At 71.1% G+C, this 14,653-nt stretch carries 14 protein-coding genes; 8 read left to right on the forward strand and 6 right to left on the reverse strand.

What is annotated here, in order from left to right; translation table 11 throughout:
* Positions 1-15 precede the first annotated feature (15 nt).
* The gene (locus tag ACN9MP_RS17740) at positions 16-774 is read right to left on the reverse strand and encodes an IclR family transcriptional regulator (protein ID WP_426322384.1); all 759 of its coding nucleotides are present in this window, start codon (positions 772-774) and stop codon (positions 16-18) included.
* A gap of 171 nt (positions 775-945) precedes the next feature.
* Here ACN9MP_RS17740 and ACN9MP_RS17745 point away from each other — a divergent pair, with 171 nt between their 5' ends.
* From ACN9MP_RS17745 to ACN9MP_RS17755, 3 genes are all read left to right on the forward strand, one after another.
* On the forward strand, positions 946-1,698 hold the full coding sequence (locus ACN9MP_RS17745; protein ID WP_426322386.1) for an IclR family transcriptional regulator: 753 nt from the start codon (positions 946-948) through the stop codon (positions 1,696-1,698).
* Positions 1,699-1,813: 115 nt separating this feature from the next.
* Positions 1,814-2,998, forward strand: coding sequence for a 4-hydroxybenzoate 3-monooxygenase (locus ACN9MP_RS17750; RefSeq protein ID WP_426322387.1), 1,185 nt, complete (start codon positions 1,814-1,816; stop codon positions 2,996-2,998).
* Positions 2,999-3,150: 152 nt separating this feature from the next.
* On the forward strand, positions 3,151-4,377 hold the full coding sequence (locus ACN9MP_RS17755) for an MFS transporter (protein WP_426322389.1): 1,227 nt from the start codon (positions 3,151-3,153) through the stop codon (positions 4,375-4,377).
* 153 nt (positions 4,378-4,530) lie between these two features.
* Here the strand turns inward: ACN9MP_RS17755 and ACN9MP_RS17760 are convergent, their stop codons facing one another.
* Positions 4,531-4,995, reverse strand: coding sequence for a MarR family winged helix-turn-helix transcriptional regulator (locus tag ACN9MP_RS17760; protein WP_426322391.1), 465 nt, complete (start codon positions 4,993-4,995; stop codon positions 4,531-4,533).
* Between the two features lie 131 nt (positions 4,996-5,126).
* Between ACN9MP_RS17760 and ACN9MP_RS17765 the strand changes: the two genes are divergently transcribed.
* The 5 genes from ACN9MP_RS17765 (at position 5,127) to menE (ending at position 10,264) form a co-directional block, all read left to right on the forward strand.
* Positions 5,127-6,080: an SDR family NAD(P)-dependent oxidoreductase gene (locus tag ACN9MP_RS17765; protein WP_426322392.1), complete on the forward strand. Its 954-nt coding sequence runs from the start codon at positions 5,127-5,129 to the stop codon at positions 6,078-6,080.
* The gene (locus ACN9MP_RS17770) at positions 6,077-6,964 is read left to right on the forward strand and encodes an amidohydrolase family protein (protein WP_426322394.1); all 888 of its coding nucleotides are present in this window, start codon (positions 6,077-6,079) and stop codon (positions 6,962-6,964) included. Before ACN9MP_RS17765 ends, ACN9MP_RS17770 begins: the two co-directional genes overlap by 4 nt.
* Before the next feature lies 1 nt (position 6,965).
* A complete protein-coding gene (locus ACN9MP_RS17775) occupies positions 6,966-8,156 on the forward strand; it encodes an acyl-CoA dehydrogenase family protein (RefSeq protein WP_426322396.1) in 1,191 nt (396 codons plus the stop codon).
* Between the two features lie 48 nt (positions 8,157-8,204).
* Entirely contained in the window at positions 8,205-8,657 is a 453-nt protein-coding gene (locus ACN9MP_RS17780) for a MaoC family dehydratase (RefSeq protein WP_426322397.1), read from the forward strand.
* An 86-nt stretch (positions 8,658-8,743) separates the two neighbouring features.
* Complete coding sequence (menE, locus tag ACN9MP_RS17785; protein ID WP_426322398.1) at positions 8,744-10,264, forward strand: o-succinylbenzoate--CoA ligase; 1,521 nt, start codon at positions 8,744-8,746, stop codon at positions 10,262-10,264.
* A gap of 11 nt (positions 10,265-10,275) precedes the next feature.
* Here menE and ACN9MP_RS17790 read toward each other — a convergent pair whose 3' ends face one another.
* The 4 genes from ACN9MP_RS17790 to ACN9MP_RS17805 form a co-directional block, all read right to left on the reverse strand.
* Positions 10,276-11,766 carry a benzaldehyde dehydrogenase gene (locus ACN9MP_RS17790; RefSeq protein WP_426322400.1) on the reverse strand — a complete coding sequence of 497 codons (1,491 nt, stop codon included), beginning with the start codon at positions 11,764-11,766 and terminating at the stop codon, positions 10,276-10,278.
* Between the two features lie 23 nt (positions 11,767-11,789).
* Entirely contained in the window at positions 11,790-12,713 is a 924-nt protein-coding gene (locus ACN9MP_RS17795) for a TIM barrel protein (RefSeq protein ID WP_426322402.1), read from the reverse strand.
* Positions 12,714-12,729: 16 nt separating this feature from the next.
* Positions 12,730-13,500, reverse strand: a complete 771-nt coding sequence (locus ACN9MP_RS17800) for an SDR family NAD(P)-dependent oxidoreductase (protein WP_426322404.1) — start codon at positions 13,498-13,500, stop codon at positions 12,730-12,732.
* A gap of 93 nt (positions 13,501-13,593) precedes the next feature.
* On the reverse strand, positions 13,594-14,592 hold the full coding sequence (locus ACN9MP_RS17805) for a sugar ABC transporter substrate-binding protein (protein WP_426322406.1): 999 nt from the start codon (positions 14,590-14,592) through the stop codon (positions 13,594-13,596).
* Positions 14,593-14,653 lie beyond the last annotated feature (61 nt).

Below are 14,653 nucleotides of genomic sequence, written 5' to 3' on the forward strand. Positions count from 1 at the left end.
GGCATCCGTCATCCGTCAGGTGGTGCGCAGATCGTGGTGGAGGTCCTTCGCGGCCTGCACCACGAGCGGACCCAGCCGGCGCTCGTCGGCACGCTCGAGGTGCACGACCAGGCCGAGCGCGATGGGCGGCAGTCCCTCGACGCGCGGCAACGCTGCGGCGACGGAGACGTTGCCGAGGGTCATCTCCTCGCGTGTCGTCGCATAGCCGAGCGCGCGGGTGCGGGCGATGTCGGCGCGCAGGCCGGCCTCGGTCGTGATCGAGTTCACGGTCTCGCGCTCGAGCGGCTCGCGGAAGTACTCGCGCAGCCAGCTCTCGTCGCGCGTCGCGAGCAGCGCCTTGCCGACGCCGGTGGTGTGCAGCGGCCCGCGGCCGCCCATGCGGCTGAGCGTCGGGATCGACTGGCGGCCGGTGAGCCGACCGACGTAGAGAGCCGTGGAGTTCTCGGGCGTCGCGCCGTCGAGCACGGCGAGATGCACGTTCTCGCCCGTCGCCTCGTAGAGCCGCACCATGTGGGGCAGCGCCGTCTCACGCAGCCGGAGCGACAGGGGCGACAGCTCGCCGAGCTCCCACAGGCGCGAGCCGATCGTGTAGGTGTGACCGGGGCCACGCGTGAGGAGCCCCTCCGCGACGAGGGTGGCGAGCAGGCGGTGCAACGTCGACGACGCGAGGCCGGTGCGCGCGGCCAGCGCCGTCGCTGTCACCGCGGGCTCCTCGTCGGTGAAGCAGCCGAGCACGCGCAGGGTCCGCTCCAGCACCCCTTCGCCGTCCGCCATGCTTCCTCCCCGTGCGACGTTACCCGCCCGCCGCCTGCACAACTCCACGGAACTGTCGCTCAATCAAGCTGAAATCGCGGCAGGCGGCCCCGGCGCTCCGTTCCCGTGGAGTTCTGCAGGCCGACGCTGCCGGACAGCCGTGAGCCTCAGCGGGAATGGCAGAGTGGGCGCATGGCCAACTCGCCCTCCGGCGACTCGATGACCGAGCGCATCGTGCGGGTGCTCGAGACCTTCACGGCCGAGCGCTCGATGCAGTCGGCCGCCGAGATCGGGCGCCGCGCCGGGCTGCCGTCGTCGACCGCGCACCGCATCGTCGACGAGCTCGTCGACGCGGGCCTTCTCGAACGCGACGAGGACCGCCGCGTGCACCTCGGCATGCGCCTGTGGGAGCTCGCCCTCCGCGGCTCCACGGCGCTGCGCCTGCGCCAGGCCGCGCTCCCCTTCATGGAGCAGGTGCAGGCCCGCATCCGCGAGCACACCCAGCTCGCCGTGCTCGAGCAGGACGAGGCCCTCTTCCTCGAACGCCTCTCCCATCCCGACGCCGGCGCGAACATCACGCGCATCGCCGGCCGGCTGCCGCTGCACGCCTCGTCGTCGGGGCTCGTGCTGCTCGCGCACGCTCCGTCCGCGCTCCGCGAGCGCGTGCTCGTCGGCCCGCTGCGCGCCTTCGCGCCGGAGACGGTGACGGATGCCGCGTCCCTCCGCCGCCTTCTCTCCGAGGTGCGCCGCACGGGCGTCGTCGTCGCGCCGGGCTCGATCGAGGCGGTGTCGACCGGCGTGGCCGTGCCGATCCGCGACGCCGGCGAAGTCGTCGCCGCCCTGTCCGTCGTACTCCCGCGGGAGACCCCGCCCGAGCCGGCGGTCGCCGCGCTCCGCGAGGCCTCTGCCGGCATCGAGACCGCGCTCCGCGCCGACCGCCGCTGACTCTTCCGTGCGCCTTCGCGCTCCCGATGAACGGGAATCTTGCCGCGCTCCGAGCCGTCCGCGTCACACTGGGCCGAGGCATCCGTCCGCACCCGAGAACGTCGAAGGAGACGTCATGACCACCATCAGCACCCGCGTCGCCATCGTCGGCGCCGGACCCGCCGGGCTCCTCCTCTCGCACCTGCTCGACATCGCCGGCATCGAGTCGATCGTCATCGACCAGCGCTCACGCGAGGAGATCGAGACGACGATCCGCGCGGGCATCCTCGAGCAGGGCACCGTCGAGATCCTCGACTCGTCGGGCGCGTCGGATCGCGTGCGCACGGTCGGCCACCGCCACGACGGCATCGAGCTGCGGTTCGCCGGCGGGGGCCACCGAATCGACTTCGCCGACCTCGTCGGACGCGGCGTCTGGCTCTACCCGCAGCACGAGGTGCTGAAGGACCTCATCGCGGTGCGGCTCGACAAGGGCCAGGACCTGCGCTTCGGCGTGACGGCGGTGCGCGTCCAGGACGCGGCATCCGATCGTCCGCGTGTCATCGCCACGGACGCCGACGGTGCGCCGCTCGAGATCGAGGCCGACTTCGTCGTCGGCGCCGACGGATCGCGCAGCGTCGCGCGCGAGGCGGTGACCGGCTCGTCGACCGGCGGGTACTTCCGCGAGTACCCGTTCGCGTGGTTCGGCATCCTGTGCGAGGCGCCGCCGAGCGCCGACGAGCTCATCTACAGCAACTCCCCCGACGGCTTCGCGCTCATCAGCCAGCGCAGCGCCACGGTGCAGCGCATGTACTTCCAGTGCGACCCGAACGCCGACCCGAACGCCCTCAGCGAGGAGCAGCTGTGGGAGGAGCTCCAGAAGCGGGTGCCCGGCACGACGCTCAGGGAGGGACCGATCTTCCAGCGCGACGTGCTGCGGTTCCGGAGCTTCGTGGCGCACGAGCTGCTGAAGGGCCGCGTCGCTCTGATCGGCGATGCCGCGCACACCGTGCCGCCCACGGGCGCGAAGGGGATGAACCTCGCCGTCGCCGACGTGATCGTGCTCGAGCGCGCGCTGCGCGCGCTGCTGCTCGAGAACGACGACCGTCTCATCCAGGCGTTCCCCGAGAAGGCGCTGCACCGCATCTGGAAGGCCCAGCACTTCTCGTGGTGGATGACGAACATGCTCCACGTCGCCCCCGACGCCTCCGATTTCGACCGCCTGCGCCAGCTGGGCGAGCTGCAGTCGGTCGTCGAGTCCGAGGCGGGCCGCCGGTTCCTCGCCGAGGCGTACACCGGCTGGTCTCTGGAGGGCCTCGCCTGATCGGCGGTGAGACCTCATCCGGCCGCCGAGACTGCGGTCGTCACCCATGGTCTCGGCGGTCAGGTGGGGTCTCACGACGAGGGTGAGCCGACTGCCACTGAACGGGAGTGAACGGATGCCGCGCCCGCCGCGTCGGCTATAGTCCGAGCCTTATGGTCTCATCGTCGCGCACCGCACCGCCTGCTCCGTCGCGGACGGCGTCGATCGCGATGCTCGTCCTGGCCGTGTGCCTCGTCGCGGCGAACATGCGGCCGGCCATCACGGGGCTCGGCCCGCTGCTGGAGCAGATCGGCGCTGACACCGGCATGTCCGTCACGGCGCTCGGCGTGCTGGCCGCGGTGCCGCTGGTCGCGTGGGCCCTGTTCTCGCCCGTCGCGCACAACCTCAGCCGCCGCTTCGGCCAGCCGCGCGTGCTGCTGTGGTCGCTGCTGGTGCTGCTGGCCGGCACCCTCGTGCGGTCGATCCCGGGGCCGGTCGCGAGCCTGTGGATCGGCACGGCGGTCATCGGGATCGGCATCGCGATCATCAACGTGCTCATGCCGGCCGTGGTCAAGCGCGAGTTCCCCGGCCGCGTCCCCGCCGTCACCGCCGGCTACACGGCGCTTCTGGCGGGCATGGGCGCGGTGTCCTCGGGCGTCGCCGTTCCCATCTCGCACATCGAGTTCGGAGGGGATGCCGCCGGCTGGCGCTTCGCACTCCTCGTCACGGGCGCCGCGCTGCTCCCGTTCGCCATCGCGGCGTGGTGGTGGGCGCATCGGGGCGCGCGCAGCGTTCACGATCGCACCACGGCGGCGCGCGGGCGCACGGGCATCTGGTCGGATCCGACCGCCTGGCTCGTGGCGGTGTACATGGGGTTGCAGGCATCCCTGTTCTACGTGTTCGTGACGTGGCTCGCCCCCCTGTCGATGTCGATCGGCCGATCGGAGGTCATCGCGGGCATCGACGTGATGGTCTACCAGCTGTTCGCGCTGGCCGGCTGCCTGCTGCTCCCGCTCATCCTGCGCGGAGGCCTGGAGCGCTGGGCGCCCGCCGTGATCCCGTCGCTCGCGATCGTCGGCGTCGCAGGCCTGATGGTGGCGCCGGGCGCGGTGCTCGTGTGGGGCTCCCTCATCGGCCTCACGAGCGGCGCGACCCTGGCGATGTCGCTCACCCTCATGGCGCAGCGCGCCCGGGATCACGACACGTCGGCCGCCCTGTCGGGCATGTCGCAGTCGGTCGGCTACGTCATCGCCGCGTTCGGGCCGGTGGCCTTCGGCGGCCTGCACAGCCTCACGGACGGCTGGATGGCGTCGCTCGCGCTCGTGCTCGCGGTGCTCGCCGGCCTCACGGTCGTCGGGGTGTTCGCCGGCCGCGACCGCTTCGTCCTCGACCGCCGGTAGCGCACAGGAGACGGATGCCGCGCCCCGGGGCTCGTCTGCGCGGGCCTCCGCCGTTCCCGCCCCGGCCTGCTCACGTGCCGCAACACGCGGAATGGACCTCGACGATCCCGCGTGTCGCGGCACCCGAAGCCGGGCCCAGAAGCGCGGCAGAGGTCAGTCGGAAGGGAAGGCGAGCGTTCGGAGCAGTCTCGTGAGCGTCTCGCGATCGTCGCTCGCGAGGTCGGCGTGGACGCGCTCCTCGGCGCCGCGCGCCGCCTCGCCGGCGGTCGCCGCGAGACGGCGTCCGGCATCCGTCGCGACGACGACGTTCGCGCGCCGGTCGGCCGGGTCGGGCTGCCGTTCGACCAGGCCGCGCGACTGGAGTTCGTCGACGAGGCTGACGACCTGACTCGGGTCGAGGCGGAGGAACTCCGCGAGATCTCGCTGCGATGGCCGGGCCTCGCCGCACGCGAGCACCAGCACGGAGTACGACCGCGCCTTCAGGCCGTGCTCAGCCAGCGCCGCGTTGCCCGCGGCGAGCGCGATCGCATTCGCACGCGCGAGCAGGAAGCTCACGTCGTCGGCGAGCGCGGAGGCGCGCAGAACCGACGTCGCGACGGCGTCGGCGGACTTCGGCATGCGGACGAGCGTACCCGAGTTCGTGGACGAACGGAATGATTGACTTTTTCAACGGTTAGGTCTTCAATGAGTCTCGGACCTCGGTTCGACGCCTCGCGCCGATCCGAACGCGACACGAAGGAGTCTCACGCATGGCACTCGACGGCACCCCGGGCAGCAACACCTCCCGCCCCCTCGACGGTAAGGTCGCGATCGTCACGGGCTCCGGTCGCGGCCTGGGCCTGGCGTACGCGCAGGAGCTGGCGCGGCAGGGCGCGGCCGTCGTGATCAACGACGTCGACGAGGCCACCGCCGCCGACGCCGTCGCCACCATCGAAGCCGAGGGCGGCCGCGCGGTCGCCGTCGCGGCCCCGGTCGGGCCGACCGAGACCGCCCAGCAGCTCGTGCGCACCGCCGTCGACACCTTCGGGCGGCTCGACATCCTCGTCACCAACGCCGGCGTGCTGCGCGACACCGTCCTGTGGAAGATGAGCGACGACGACTTCGACACGGTCATCAACGTCCACCTGCGCGGCACGTTCACCTGCGTGCGCGAGGCGGCCGGCTGGATGCGCGAGAACGGCGTCGCCGGCCGCATCATCGCGATCGGCTCGCCCACCGGGCAGCGGGGCAACTTCGGCCAGACCAACTACGCGGCCGCCAAGGCGGGCATCGTCGGCATGGTGCGCACGTGGGCGCTCGAGCTCAAGCGCGCGGGCATCACCGCCAACGCCGTCATCCCCGTCGCCGCGACCGCCATGACGGCGACGGTCCCGTACTTCGCCGCCGCCGTCGAGGCCGATGCCGCGGGCGAGCCGATGCCCGCCTTCTTCCGCCACGACCTCGGCTTCGGCACCTCCGACGACGTCGCGGGCCTCATCACCTATCTCGCGTCGGATGCTGCCGCCGGCGTCACCGGCCAGGCGATCGGCATCGGCGGCGACCGGCTGCAGCTGTGGTCGCACCCGGAGGCGGTCGCGACGGCCTACCGCGAGGGCGGCTGGTCGTACGACGACCTCGCCGCGGGGTTCTCGGAAGCGGTCGGCGACCTGCAGAGCGTCGGCGAGAAGTTCCCGCCGCTCCCCGAAGAGCTCCAGCGGTCATGACCCGCTACGAACCCGCGATCGACCTCGACGCGATCACGGCGATCGACGTGCACGTGCACATCGAGGTCGACGGCCACGGGCATGCCTCGCTCCCCGGCGATCTCGCCGATGCCGCGGCGGCGTACTTCAGCACCGACGGGCCGAACCCCGACCTCGACTCGGTCGCCGCGTACTACCGGGAGCGCCGCATGGCGGCGGTCGTGTTCACGGTCGACGCCGAGGCGCAGCTCGGACACGCTCCGCTCTCGATCGCCGAGATCGCCGAGGGCGCCGCGCGCAACAACGACGTGCTCATCCCGTTCGGCTCGGTCGACCCGCGCCGGCCCGACGCGCTCGACCGCGCGCGGCGCCTGATCGACGAGAACGGGGTGCGCGGCTTCAAGTTCCACCCGACCGTTCAGGGCTTCGACCCGTCGCACGAGGCGCACTTCCCGCTGTACGAGGCCCTGCAGGAGGCGGGCGTCGTCGCACTGTTCCACACCGGCCAGACAGGCATCGGCGCGGGGCTGCCCGGCGGCCGCGGCCTGCTGCTCGGCCTGTCCAACCCGATCCTGCTCGACCCGGTCGCCGCGCGCTTCCCCGATCTGCAGATCATCATGGCCCACCCCTCGGTGCCGTGGCAGGACGAGGCGCTGGCGGTCGCGACACACAAGCACAACACGTGGATCGACCTGTCGGGCTGGAGCCCGAAGTACTTCCCCGAGTCGCTCGTTCGGGCCGCCAACTCGTACCTCAGGAAGCGGGTTCTCTTCGGCTCGGACTTCCCCCTGCTCACGCCGGACCGGTGGATGCGGGACGCCGAGACCGCAGCTTCGTTCAAGCCCGAAGCGATGCCCGGCATCCTGAAGGACAACGCCGCCCGACTGCTCGGACTCGGGCGCTGACATGCCGGCGCTCGAGGCGGATGCGACGTTCGGGTTCGACCCGTACGCGATCACGGGCGCCCACCTGAGTCCGGCCGCGCGGGCGGCGCTGGCGCGCCTGCAGCGGACGCTGGATGGCAGCATCCGTCCCCTGCTCGCCCAGGCGTGGGAGACGGCGACCATGCCGCCCGAGGTGCTCGACGCGCTCATCCCCCTCGATCTCATGCAGCCGGAGGGGATGGATGCCGCGGAGGCGCGTTCGAGCGTGTTCTCCGGCTTCCGCAACTACGTGCTGGCGCGCACCGACGTGTCGGTGGCGACCCTCTACAACGCCCAGTCGGGGCTGTTCCGCACCGCCGTCACGCTCGGCGGATCGGCGGAGCAGGCGGCCGGGCTCGACCCCCGGGTGCGCAGCTTCGAGCTCAAAGGGGTGTTCGCGCTCACCGAGCCGGAGCACGGCTCCGACATCGCCGGCGGCCTCGCGACGACGGCGCGGCGCGAGGGCGACGGCTGGGTGATCGACGGCCGGAAGAAGTGGATCGGCGGGGCCGCGGCATCCGATGTGCTCGTCGTCTTCGCGCGCGACGTCGACGACCATGCCATCAAGGCGTTCCTCGTGCCGACGGATGCCGGCGGCGTGCGGGTGCAGGCGATGACCGGAAAGGTCGCGTTGCGCCCGATGCAGAATGCCGTCATCGCACTCGAGGGCGTGCGGGTGGCCGAGACGGAGCGTCTGCAGAAGGTGAACGGCTGGCCGGACGTGTCTCGGATCCTGCGGGCCATGCGCTCCGACGTCGCGTGGATCGCCGCCGGACTTCAGGCGGGCGCCCTCGACGCCGCGGTGCGCTACGTGCGCGAGCGTCATCAGTTCGAGCGGCCCATCGGCGGCTTCCAGCTCGTGCAGGAGAAGCTCGCGCGCATGCTCGGCAACACCGTCGCCTCCCTCGCGATGGTGGTGCAGCTCTCGGCGCAGCAGGACCGCGGCGAGTTCGCCGACGAGAACTCCGCCCTCGCCAAGATGCAGAACGCCCGGCTCGCGCGCGAGACCGTGGCCCTCGGCCGCGAGGTGCTCGGCGGCAACGGCATCCTGCTCGAGCACGATGTCGCCCGGTTCTTCGCCGATGCGGAGGCCGTGTACTCGTACGAGGGCACGCACGAGATCAACGCCCTCATCGTCGGCCGCGCGCTCACCGGCGCGTCGGCCTTCACCTGACCACCGTCGCCGAGTTCGTCGAAGCGCCGATCCATCGAAGGAGAACCCATGACCACCACCGTCGACTACGCCGACGTCGCAGGACTCGCCGGCACCGACCTCGGCCACACCGAGTGGTTCGAGATCACGCAGGACCGCGTGAACCTCTTCGCCGACGCCACCGACGACCACCAGTGGATCCACGTCGACCCCGCGCGCGCGGCAGAGGGGCCCTTCGGAGGTGCCATCGCCCACGGCTTCCTGACGCTCTCACTGACCGTGAAGTTCTGGTCGGAGCTGTTCGACGTCACCGGCGTCACCACGCGCGTGAACTACGGCCTCGACAAGGTGCGGTTCGTCTCACCCGTTGCCGTGGGTGCACGCGTGCGCATGAACGCCGTCATCGCGGAGGTCACCGAGGTGCGCGGCGGGTACCAGTTCGCCGTCGACCAGACGATCGAGATCGACGGCGCCGAGAAGCCCGCCGTCGTCGCGCGCGGCCTGTACCGCTTCTACGCCTGACCACCGCTGCTCGCCTGCCACGATGCGCCGGGCACACCGGCACCTTGTGACGGGCGAGCGGGCCTCGAAGGAGAGGAACCGCAACGATGCACACAGGAATCGGGTTCTGGCTCGCCAAGCGGCGGCTAAAGGACCCCGACAAGCCGGCCGTCGTCTTCGGCGACGACGTGCTCACCTACCGGGAGCTGGCGGATGCCGCCGACCACGTCGCCGCCGTGCTGTGGCACCGCGGCATCCGCAAGGGCGACGCGGTCGCCTACATCGGCGAGAACAGCCCGCAGTTCCTCGAGGTGATGTTCGGTGCAGCCCAGCTGGGCGCCGTGTTCGTGCCCGTGAACACCCGGCTGGCCGGGCCCGAGATGCAACACGTGCTCGTCGACTCCGGTGCGCGCGCCCTCGTGCTCGACGCCGAGTTCCTCGACCGCGCGATGGCGGGCGTCGAGTCCGGCCGCATCGCGCACGTCATCGTCACCGGTGAGGGCCTGCCCGAGCATCCGGGACTGGCGAGCCTCATCGCCGCGGCGCCGGGCGGCCACACCGTGGCCGATGTCGCCCTCGACGACCCCGCCGCCATCGTCTACACCTCGGGCACCACCGGCAAGCCGAAGGGCGCCGTGCTCACGCACGGCAATCTCACGTGGGTGGCGATGAACTGCATCGTCGACTATGACGTGGTGTCGACCGACGTCTCGCTGATGATCTCACCGCTGTTCCACGTGGCCTCGCTCGGGATGGGGGCGCTCCCCGTCATCCTCAAGGGCGCGACCCTCGTGCTCGAGAAGGGCTTCGAGCCCGGGCGGGCTCTCGCCCTCATCGAGCAGCGCGGGATCACGATGCTCAGCGGCGTGCCGACCACGTACCAGATGATGGCGGACCACCCCGCCTGGGCGACGACCGATCTCTCCACCCTTCAGAAGCTCACGTGCGGCGGATCGGCCGTGCCGACGCGCATCCTGAACGCCTACGAACAACGCGGCCTGTCGTTCTCGCAGGGCTACGGCATGACCGAGACCTCTCCCGGCGCGACGTCGCTGTCGCCCGCGATGACCCGCGAGAAGCAGGGCAGCGTGGGCCTCCCCCACTTCTTCACCGAGGTCAGGATCACCGACGAGCACGGCCACGTGGTGCCGCGGGGCACGGTGGGGGAGATCGAGGTCGCGGGACCCAACGTCTTCCTCGGCTACCACGGACAGCCCGAGGCGACGGCGGCCGCCTTCACCGACGACGGGTGGTTCCGCTCGGGCGACCTCGGGTATCTCGATTCCGACGGATACCTCTTCATCGCCGATCGCCTGAAGGACATGATCATCTCGGGCGGCGAGAACATCTATCCGGCCGAGGTGGAGAACCTGATCGCCGACATCGAGGGCATCTCAGGTGTCGCGGTGGTCGGCGTGCCCGACGAGCGGTGGGGCGAGGTGCCGTGGGCGGTCGTCACACTCCGGGAGGGCGCGGAGGTCGACACCGAGATGGTCCGAGGACGCCTGGACGGCGTCCTCGCCCGCTACAAGCTGCCGAAGAACGTCGTGGTCGTCGACGACCTGCCGCGCACAGCATCCGGCAAGATCCGCAAGGCCGACCTCCGCGCGCGCTTCGGCAAGGACTGAGCCCCGTCGGGTCAGAGCGGATACTGCCCCGGCTCGCGCCGCACCGTGATCCAGCGCGTCTCGGTGAAGGCGTCGATGTTCGCCTGAGCGCCTCCGTGGCGCGACCCCGTCCCCGACGCGCCGACGCCGCCGAAGGGCGCGTTCGCCTCGTCGTTGACCGTCTGATCGTTGATGTGCACGATCCCGGTCGGGATGCGGTGCGCCATCGAGAGCGCGGTCATCACATCGCGGCTCACGATCCCGAGCGACAGCCCGTACTCGGTGGATGCCGCGAGCTCGACCGCCTCGTCATCGGTGCCGTACGAGACGACCGACGCGACGGGCCCGAACACCTCCTCGTGATAGGCGGCCGCATCCGCCGGAGTGCCCGCGAGCACGGTCGGGCGATAGAACAGGCCGTCGTACGAACCGCCGGCGCGCAGCTGCGCCCCCTGGGCCACGGCATCCTGTACCAGCGTGTGCACGCGATCGCGTTGCACCTCGTCGATCAGCGGACCGAGGTGCACCTGACCGGCCGCCGGGTCACCGACGTGCATCGAGTCGGCCTTCGCCGCGAGCTTCGAGACGTACTCCTCGTACAGCGACTCGTGCACGATGTGGCGTCCGACGGTCATGCAGATCTGGCCCTGGTGGAGGTAGGACCCCCACGTCGCCAGGTTGACCGCCTGATCGACGTCGGCATCCTCCCGAACGATGAACGCCGAATTGCCGCCCAGTTCGAGGTGCGCCCGCTTGAGGTGGCGCCCCGCGAGCTCGCCGACGATCCGACCCGCTCGCGTGGAGCCCGTGAAGGCGATCACGCGCACGTTCGGATCGGCCACGATGGCCTCGCCCACTTCGGCGCCGCCGGGCACGAGCTGCAGGAGGCCGCTCGGGAGCCCCGCCTCCTCGAAGATCCTCACCATCGATACGCCGCCGGTGACGACCGTGCGGGGGTCGGGCTTGAGGAGCACGGCGTTGCCGAGCGCGAGGGCCGGAGCGACGGCGCGGATGCCGAGGATGAGGGGCACGTTGAAGGGCGAGATGACGCCCACCACGCCGACCGGCACCTGCTGCGCGAGCGACAGGCGCGGCTCCTCACTGGACAGGATGGAGCCCAGCGGAGCCGACGGCAGCTGCGCCGCCTCGTAGCACTCGGCCGCCGTGACGTGCAGGGCGAAGCCCGCGAGCGGCGGGATGGCTCCCACCTCGCGGATGTTCCAGCCCATGATCTCGTCGGCGTGCTCCTCCCACAGCTGCGCGGCGCGGCGCAGCACGGCGGCACGCACCGGGTGGGGGGTCGCCGCCCACTCGCGCTGTGCTCGCGCGGCGCCTTCGGCGGCCCTCGCGACGTCGGCCGGCGAAGCGATGCCGACCGTCGCGATCGTCTCTCCGGTCGCGGGAGCCACCGAGGCGAGTTCGCCGCCGCCCGCGGCGACCCACTCGCCGTCGATGAAGAGCCGGCCCGTGAACTCGGCCGTGTCGATCAGGGTCGCTCGGGTGGTCTCGATCGTCGTGGACATCGTCGTTCCTTTCCGTCGGCGCGTCAGCCGTGGCTGCGCGCGAGTCTCTGAGCCCGCCGGCCGCGTGCGCTTTCCGACCACCCCTTGCGGACGACGCGGGCGGCATCGGCCGCGACGCCCTGCGCATCGTCGAACGGCGCGCGCCAGATGGCGAGCATATCGCCGGCTGCCGAGCCGACCAATGGCCGGGAGAACGCCTCGACGCCCCAGCGTCCCGTGTAGCCGTCGTCGAGCGCCTGGCGCACCACACCGGCGATGTCGACGACGCCGGTGGACAGCGCTCCACGAGCGGACTGCCCGAGTTCGAGGTACCCCAGCTTGGGCAGCGCCGTTCGGATCGCCCCGGCCATGTCGGCCTCCTCGATCGCCATGTGGAACGTGTCGAGGTGGATGCGCAGGTTCTCCGAGCCGCTCAGCTCGACGAACTCGACGGCCTGTTCGGCCGTGTTGATGGCGGAGGTCTCGTAGCGGTTGAGCACCTCGAAGGTCATCGCGACGCCTTTGCCCGCAGCGTAGTCCGCCACGGCCCCGACCTCAGCCGCGGCACGTGCGAAGGCCGCACCCGACGTCGGCCCGCCGGGTGGGCCGAAGCGGCCGTAGGGAACCCCGTTGAGCTGGTCGGAGCCGATGGCGGTCGCGAAATCGACGGCGTCGCGGAGCACGGCCGCACCGGCACGACGCTCTCCGTCATCCTCCGACGACACGTCTGCTCCCGGACCTTGACCCGTCATGGCGATCGGGACGAGCTCCGCCTCCTCGAACACGCGGCGCAGCGCCGCGGCATCCGTCTGCGACGGATCGAGCGGCGGCAGCACCGCGCGCCGGTACTCGAGCGCCCGCAGCTCGCCCAGCAAGGGAGCAAGGGCCGCAGGTGTCGCGTCGGCCAGGGCGATGCTGACGTGGAACGCCAGGTCGAGGTCGAGCTCGAGGTCCAGAGAGGAGTTCATGGCGCGTCTTCCCTCGTCAGAACACCGGCAGTTCGAACCGCTGCTTGAACGCGGAGTACCCATCGTCGACGTGGACGACCGTGCCGTTGATCGCGTTGGCCTCGTCGGAGGCGAGGAATGCGACGACATCGGCGATCTCCTCGGGCGCGGTGAGGGCGTTGCGCAGCTGTTCCGACGCGAAGAGCTCCTTCAGCTCGTCCGAGAACTGATTGATGATCGGGGTTCCCACCCGGCCAGGCGTGATCGCGACCGCACGCACGCCGTACTGCGCCAGCTCGTACGCGGCGGACCGGGTGAACGAGATCACGGCGGCCTTCGCCGCACCGTAGCTGAACGCGAGCTCGGCCGCCTGCTCCCCGTAGATCGACGAGGTCGAGATGATGACCCCACCTGTCCCCTGCCGCCGGAACTGCCGTCCCGCGGCGAGGATCCCGTAGTAGACACCGTCCTGGTCGACCCGGATCATCGGCGCGTAGTCGACGGCGGGATCGTGTTCGAGCAGGGCCTTGCCCCCCGCGATACCCGCGTTGTTGAAGATGACATCGAGCTTCCCGAACGCGTCCACGGCGCTCTGCACGGCAGCCTCGACCTCGTCGTACACCGAGACGTCCACTCCGACGGCGACGGCGCTCCCCTCCGGCAGTGTGTCGACCGCCTCCTGCGCCCTCTCGGCCGCGATGTCTGCGACCGCCACCTTGGCGCCCTCCGCGATGAACTTGCGGACGGTCGCGAGTCCGATCCCGCTGGCGCCTCCTGTGATGAGGGCCACCTTGCCTTCCAGACGCATGTCGTGTCTTCCTTCTGTCGTGGGTTTCGTCGATGGAGGCTCAGCGCCGGTGCCGGTGGGGGCGAAGCCCCGCCCCCGCCGGCGCCGACGTCATCAGCCGAGCTTGTCCGACGGCGTGATGTCGGCCGCGTTGTCGATGTCGACGAGCGTCGTGCCGACCGCCTCGAAGTTCGACTTCGGCATGGTGCCGTCCGTCTGGAACGCCACGATCGCTGCGGTGACGTCGTCGTTGATCGAGGGCCAGGGCTGCTCGACCGTGGCGAGGAAGGGTCCTCCGGCCTCGATCGCCGCGATGGCTTCGCTCGTGGCATCCACACCCGTCACGACGGTGTCGGCGCCGGCCTCCGTGACCGCCTGCAGGGCGCCGAGGGCGGCGTCATCCCAGCCCACCCACACGGCGTCGAGGCCACCGGGGTTGGCGGAGAGGTAGTCGGCGACGAGGGCGAGGGCTTCGGTGCGACCGGTTGCGGGCGACACGACCTGCTGGATCTCCCCGCCGGCGAGCTTCCCTCCCGCGGCCTCGATGTCCTTCGCGGCGAGGCCCGAGCGCATCCGGATCCCGGCGTGCGGGTCATGGCCGATGACCATGATGTTCTTGCCTTCGAGGCCGCCGATCTTGTCCGAGATCGCACCGAGCGTCTGATCGACGATGCCCTGCTGGTCGGTCGTGATGTTGAGCGCGTAGGCATCTGTGGGCTCGGTGCCCGCGTCGACGGCGAACATCGGGATGCCGGCATCCTTCGCCGCCGTCACGATCGAGCCGATCGAGGCGACGTCCGTGTAGCCGTTGTAGACCGCGTCGGCGCCCTGCCCGATCGCGCTCTCGACCGCGGGGTTCATCTTCTGGAAGTCGAAATCGCCCTGGACCATCGTGAGATCCCAGCCGAGTTCGTCGGCCTGCTGCTCGACCGCCTTGACCCACCAGGCGCCGATCGGCGTCTGGTTGCCCGAGGTGAACGCGACGACGCGGAACGGCGCATCGCCGCCGGCGTCTCCGGTCGATCCGCCCCCGCCACCGCCGCCGGACGAGCAGCCGGTCAGGGCGAGGAGGGCGACGGCCGCGACCGCGAGGGCTTTCATTGATGTACGCATGGAACTACTCCTTTGTGTCTTTGCGTGTTGTGTCGACGGTGCTCGGGGCCGAAGCCCCATC

The organism is Microbacterium sp. E-13 (assembly GCF_049912955.1).
Lineage (GTDB): Bacteria > Actinomycetota > Actinomycetes > Actinomycetales > Microbacteriaceae > Microbacterium.

Bases quoted from the DNA above. Each gene is read 5' to 3' on its own strand.
- ACN9MP_RS17800 (WP_426322404.1), bottom strand. From the start codon at position 13,500: ATGCGTCTGGAAGGCAAGGTGGCCCTCATCACAGGAGGCGCCAGCGGG.
- ACN9MP_RS17765 (WP_426322392.1), top strand. From the start codon at position 5,127: ATGGCACTCGACGGCACCCCGGGCAGCAACACCTCCCGCCCCCTCGAC.
- ACN9MP_RS17790 (WP_426322400.1), bottom strand. From the start codon at position 11,766: ATGTCCACGACGATCGAGACCACCCGAGCGACCCTGATCGACACGGCC.
- ACN9MP_RS17780 (WP_426322397.1), top strand. From the start codon at position 8,205: ATGACCACCACCGTCGACTACGCCGACGTCGCAGGACTCGCCGGCACC.
- ACN9MP_RS17750 (WP_426322387.1), top strand. From the start codon at position 1,814: ATGACCACCATCAGCACCCGCGTCGCCATCGTCGGCGCCGGACCCGCC.
- ACN9MP_RS17755 (WP_426322389.1), top strand. From the start codon at position 3,151: ATGGTCTCATCGTCGCGCACCGCACCGCCTGCTCCGTCGCGGACGGCG.
- ACN9MP_RS17745 (WP_426322386.1), top strand. From the start codon at position 946: ATGGCCAACTCGCCCTCCGGCGACTCGATGACCGAGCGCATCGTGCGG.
- ACN9MP_RS17760 (WP_426322391.1), bottom strand. From the start codon at position 4,995: ATGCCGAAGTCCGCCGACGCCGTCGCGACGTCGGTTCTGCGCGCCTCC.
- ACN9MP_RS17805 (WP_426322406.1), bottom strand. From the start codon at position 14,592: ATGCGTACATCAATGAAAGCCCTCGCGGTCGCGGCCGTCGCCCTCCTC.
- ACN9MP_RS17775 (WP_426322396.1), top strand. From the start codon at position 6,966: ATGCCGGCGCTCGAGGCGGATGCGACGTTCGGGTTCGACCCGTACGCG.
- ACN9MP_RS17795 (WP_426322402.1), bottom strand. From the start codon at position 12,713: ATGAACTCCTCTCTGGACCTCGAGCTCGACCTCGACCTGGCGTTCCAC.
- menE (WP_426322398.1), top strand. From the start codon at position 8,744: ATGCACACAGGAATCGGGTTCTGGCTCGCCAAGCGGCGGCTAAAGGAC.
- ACN9MP_RS17770 (WP_426322394.1), top strand. From the start codon at position 6,077: ATGACCCGCTACGAACCCGCGATCGACCTCGACGCGATCACGGCGATC.
- ACN9MP_RS17740 (WP_426322384.1), bottom strand. From the start codon at position 774: ATGGCGGACGGCGAAGGGGTGCTGGAGCGGACCCTGCGCGTGCTCGGC.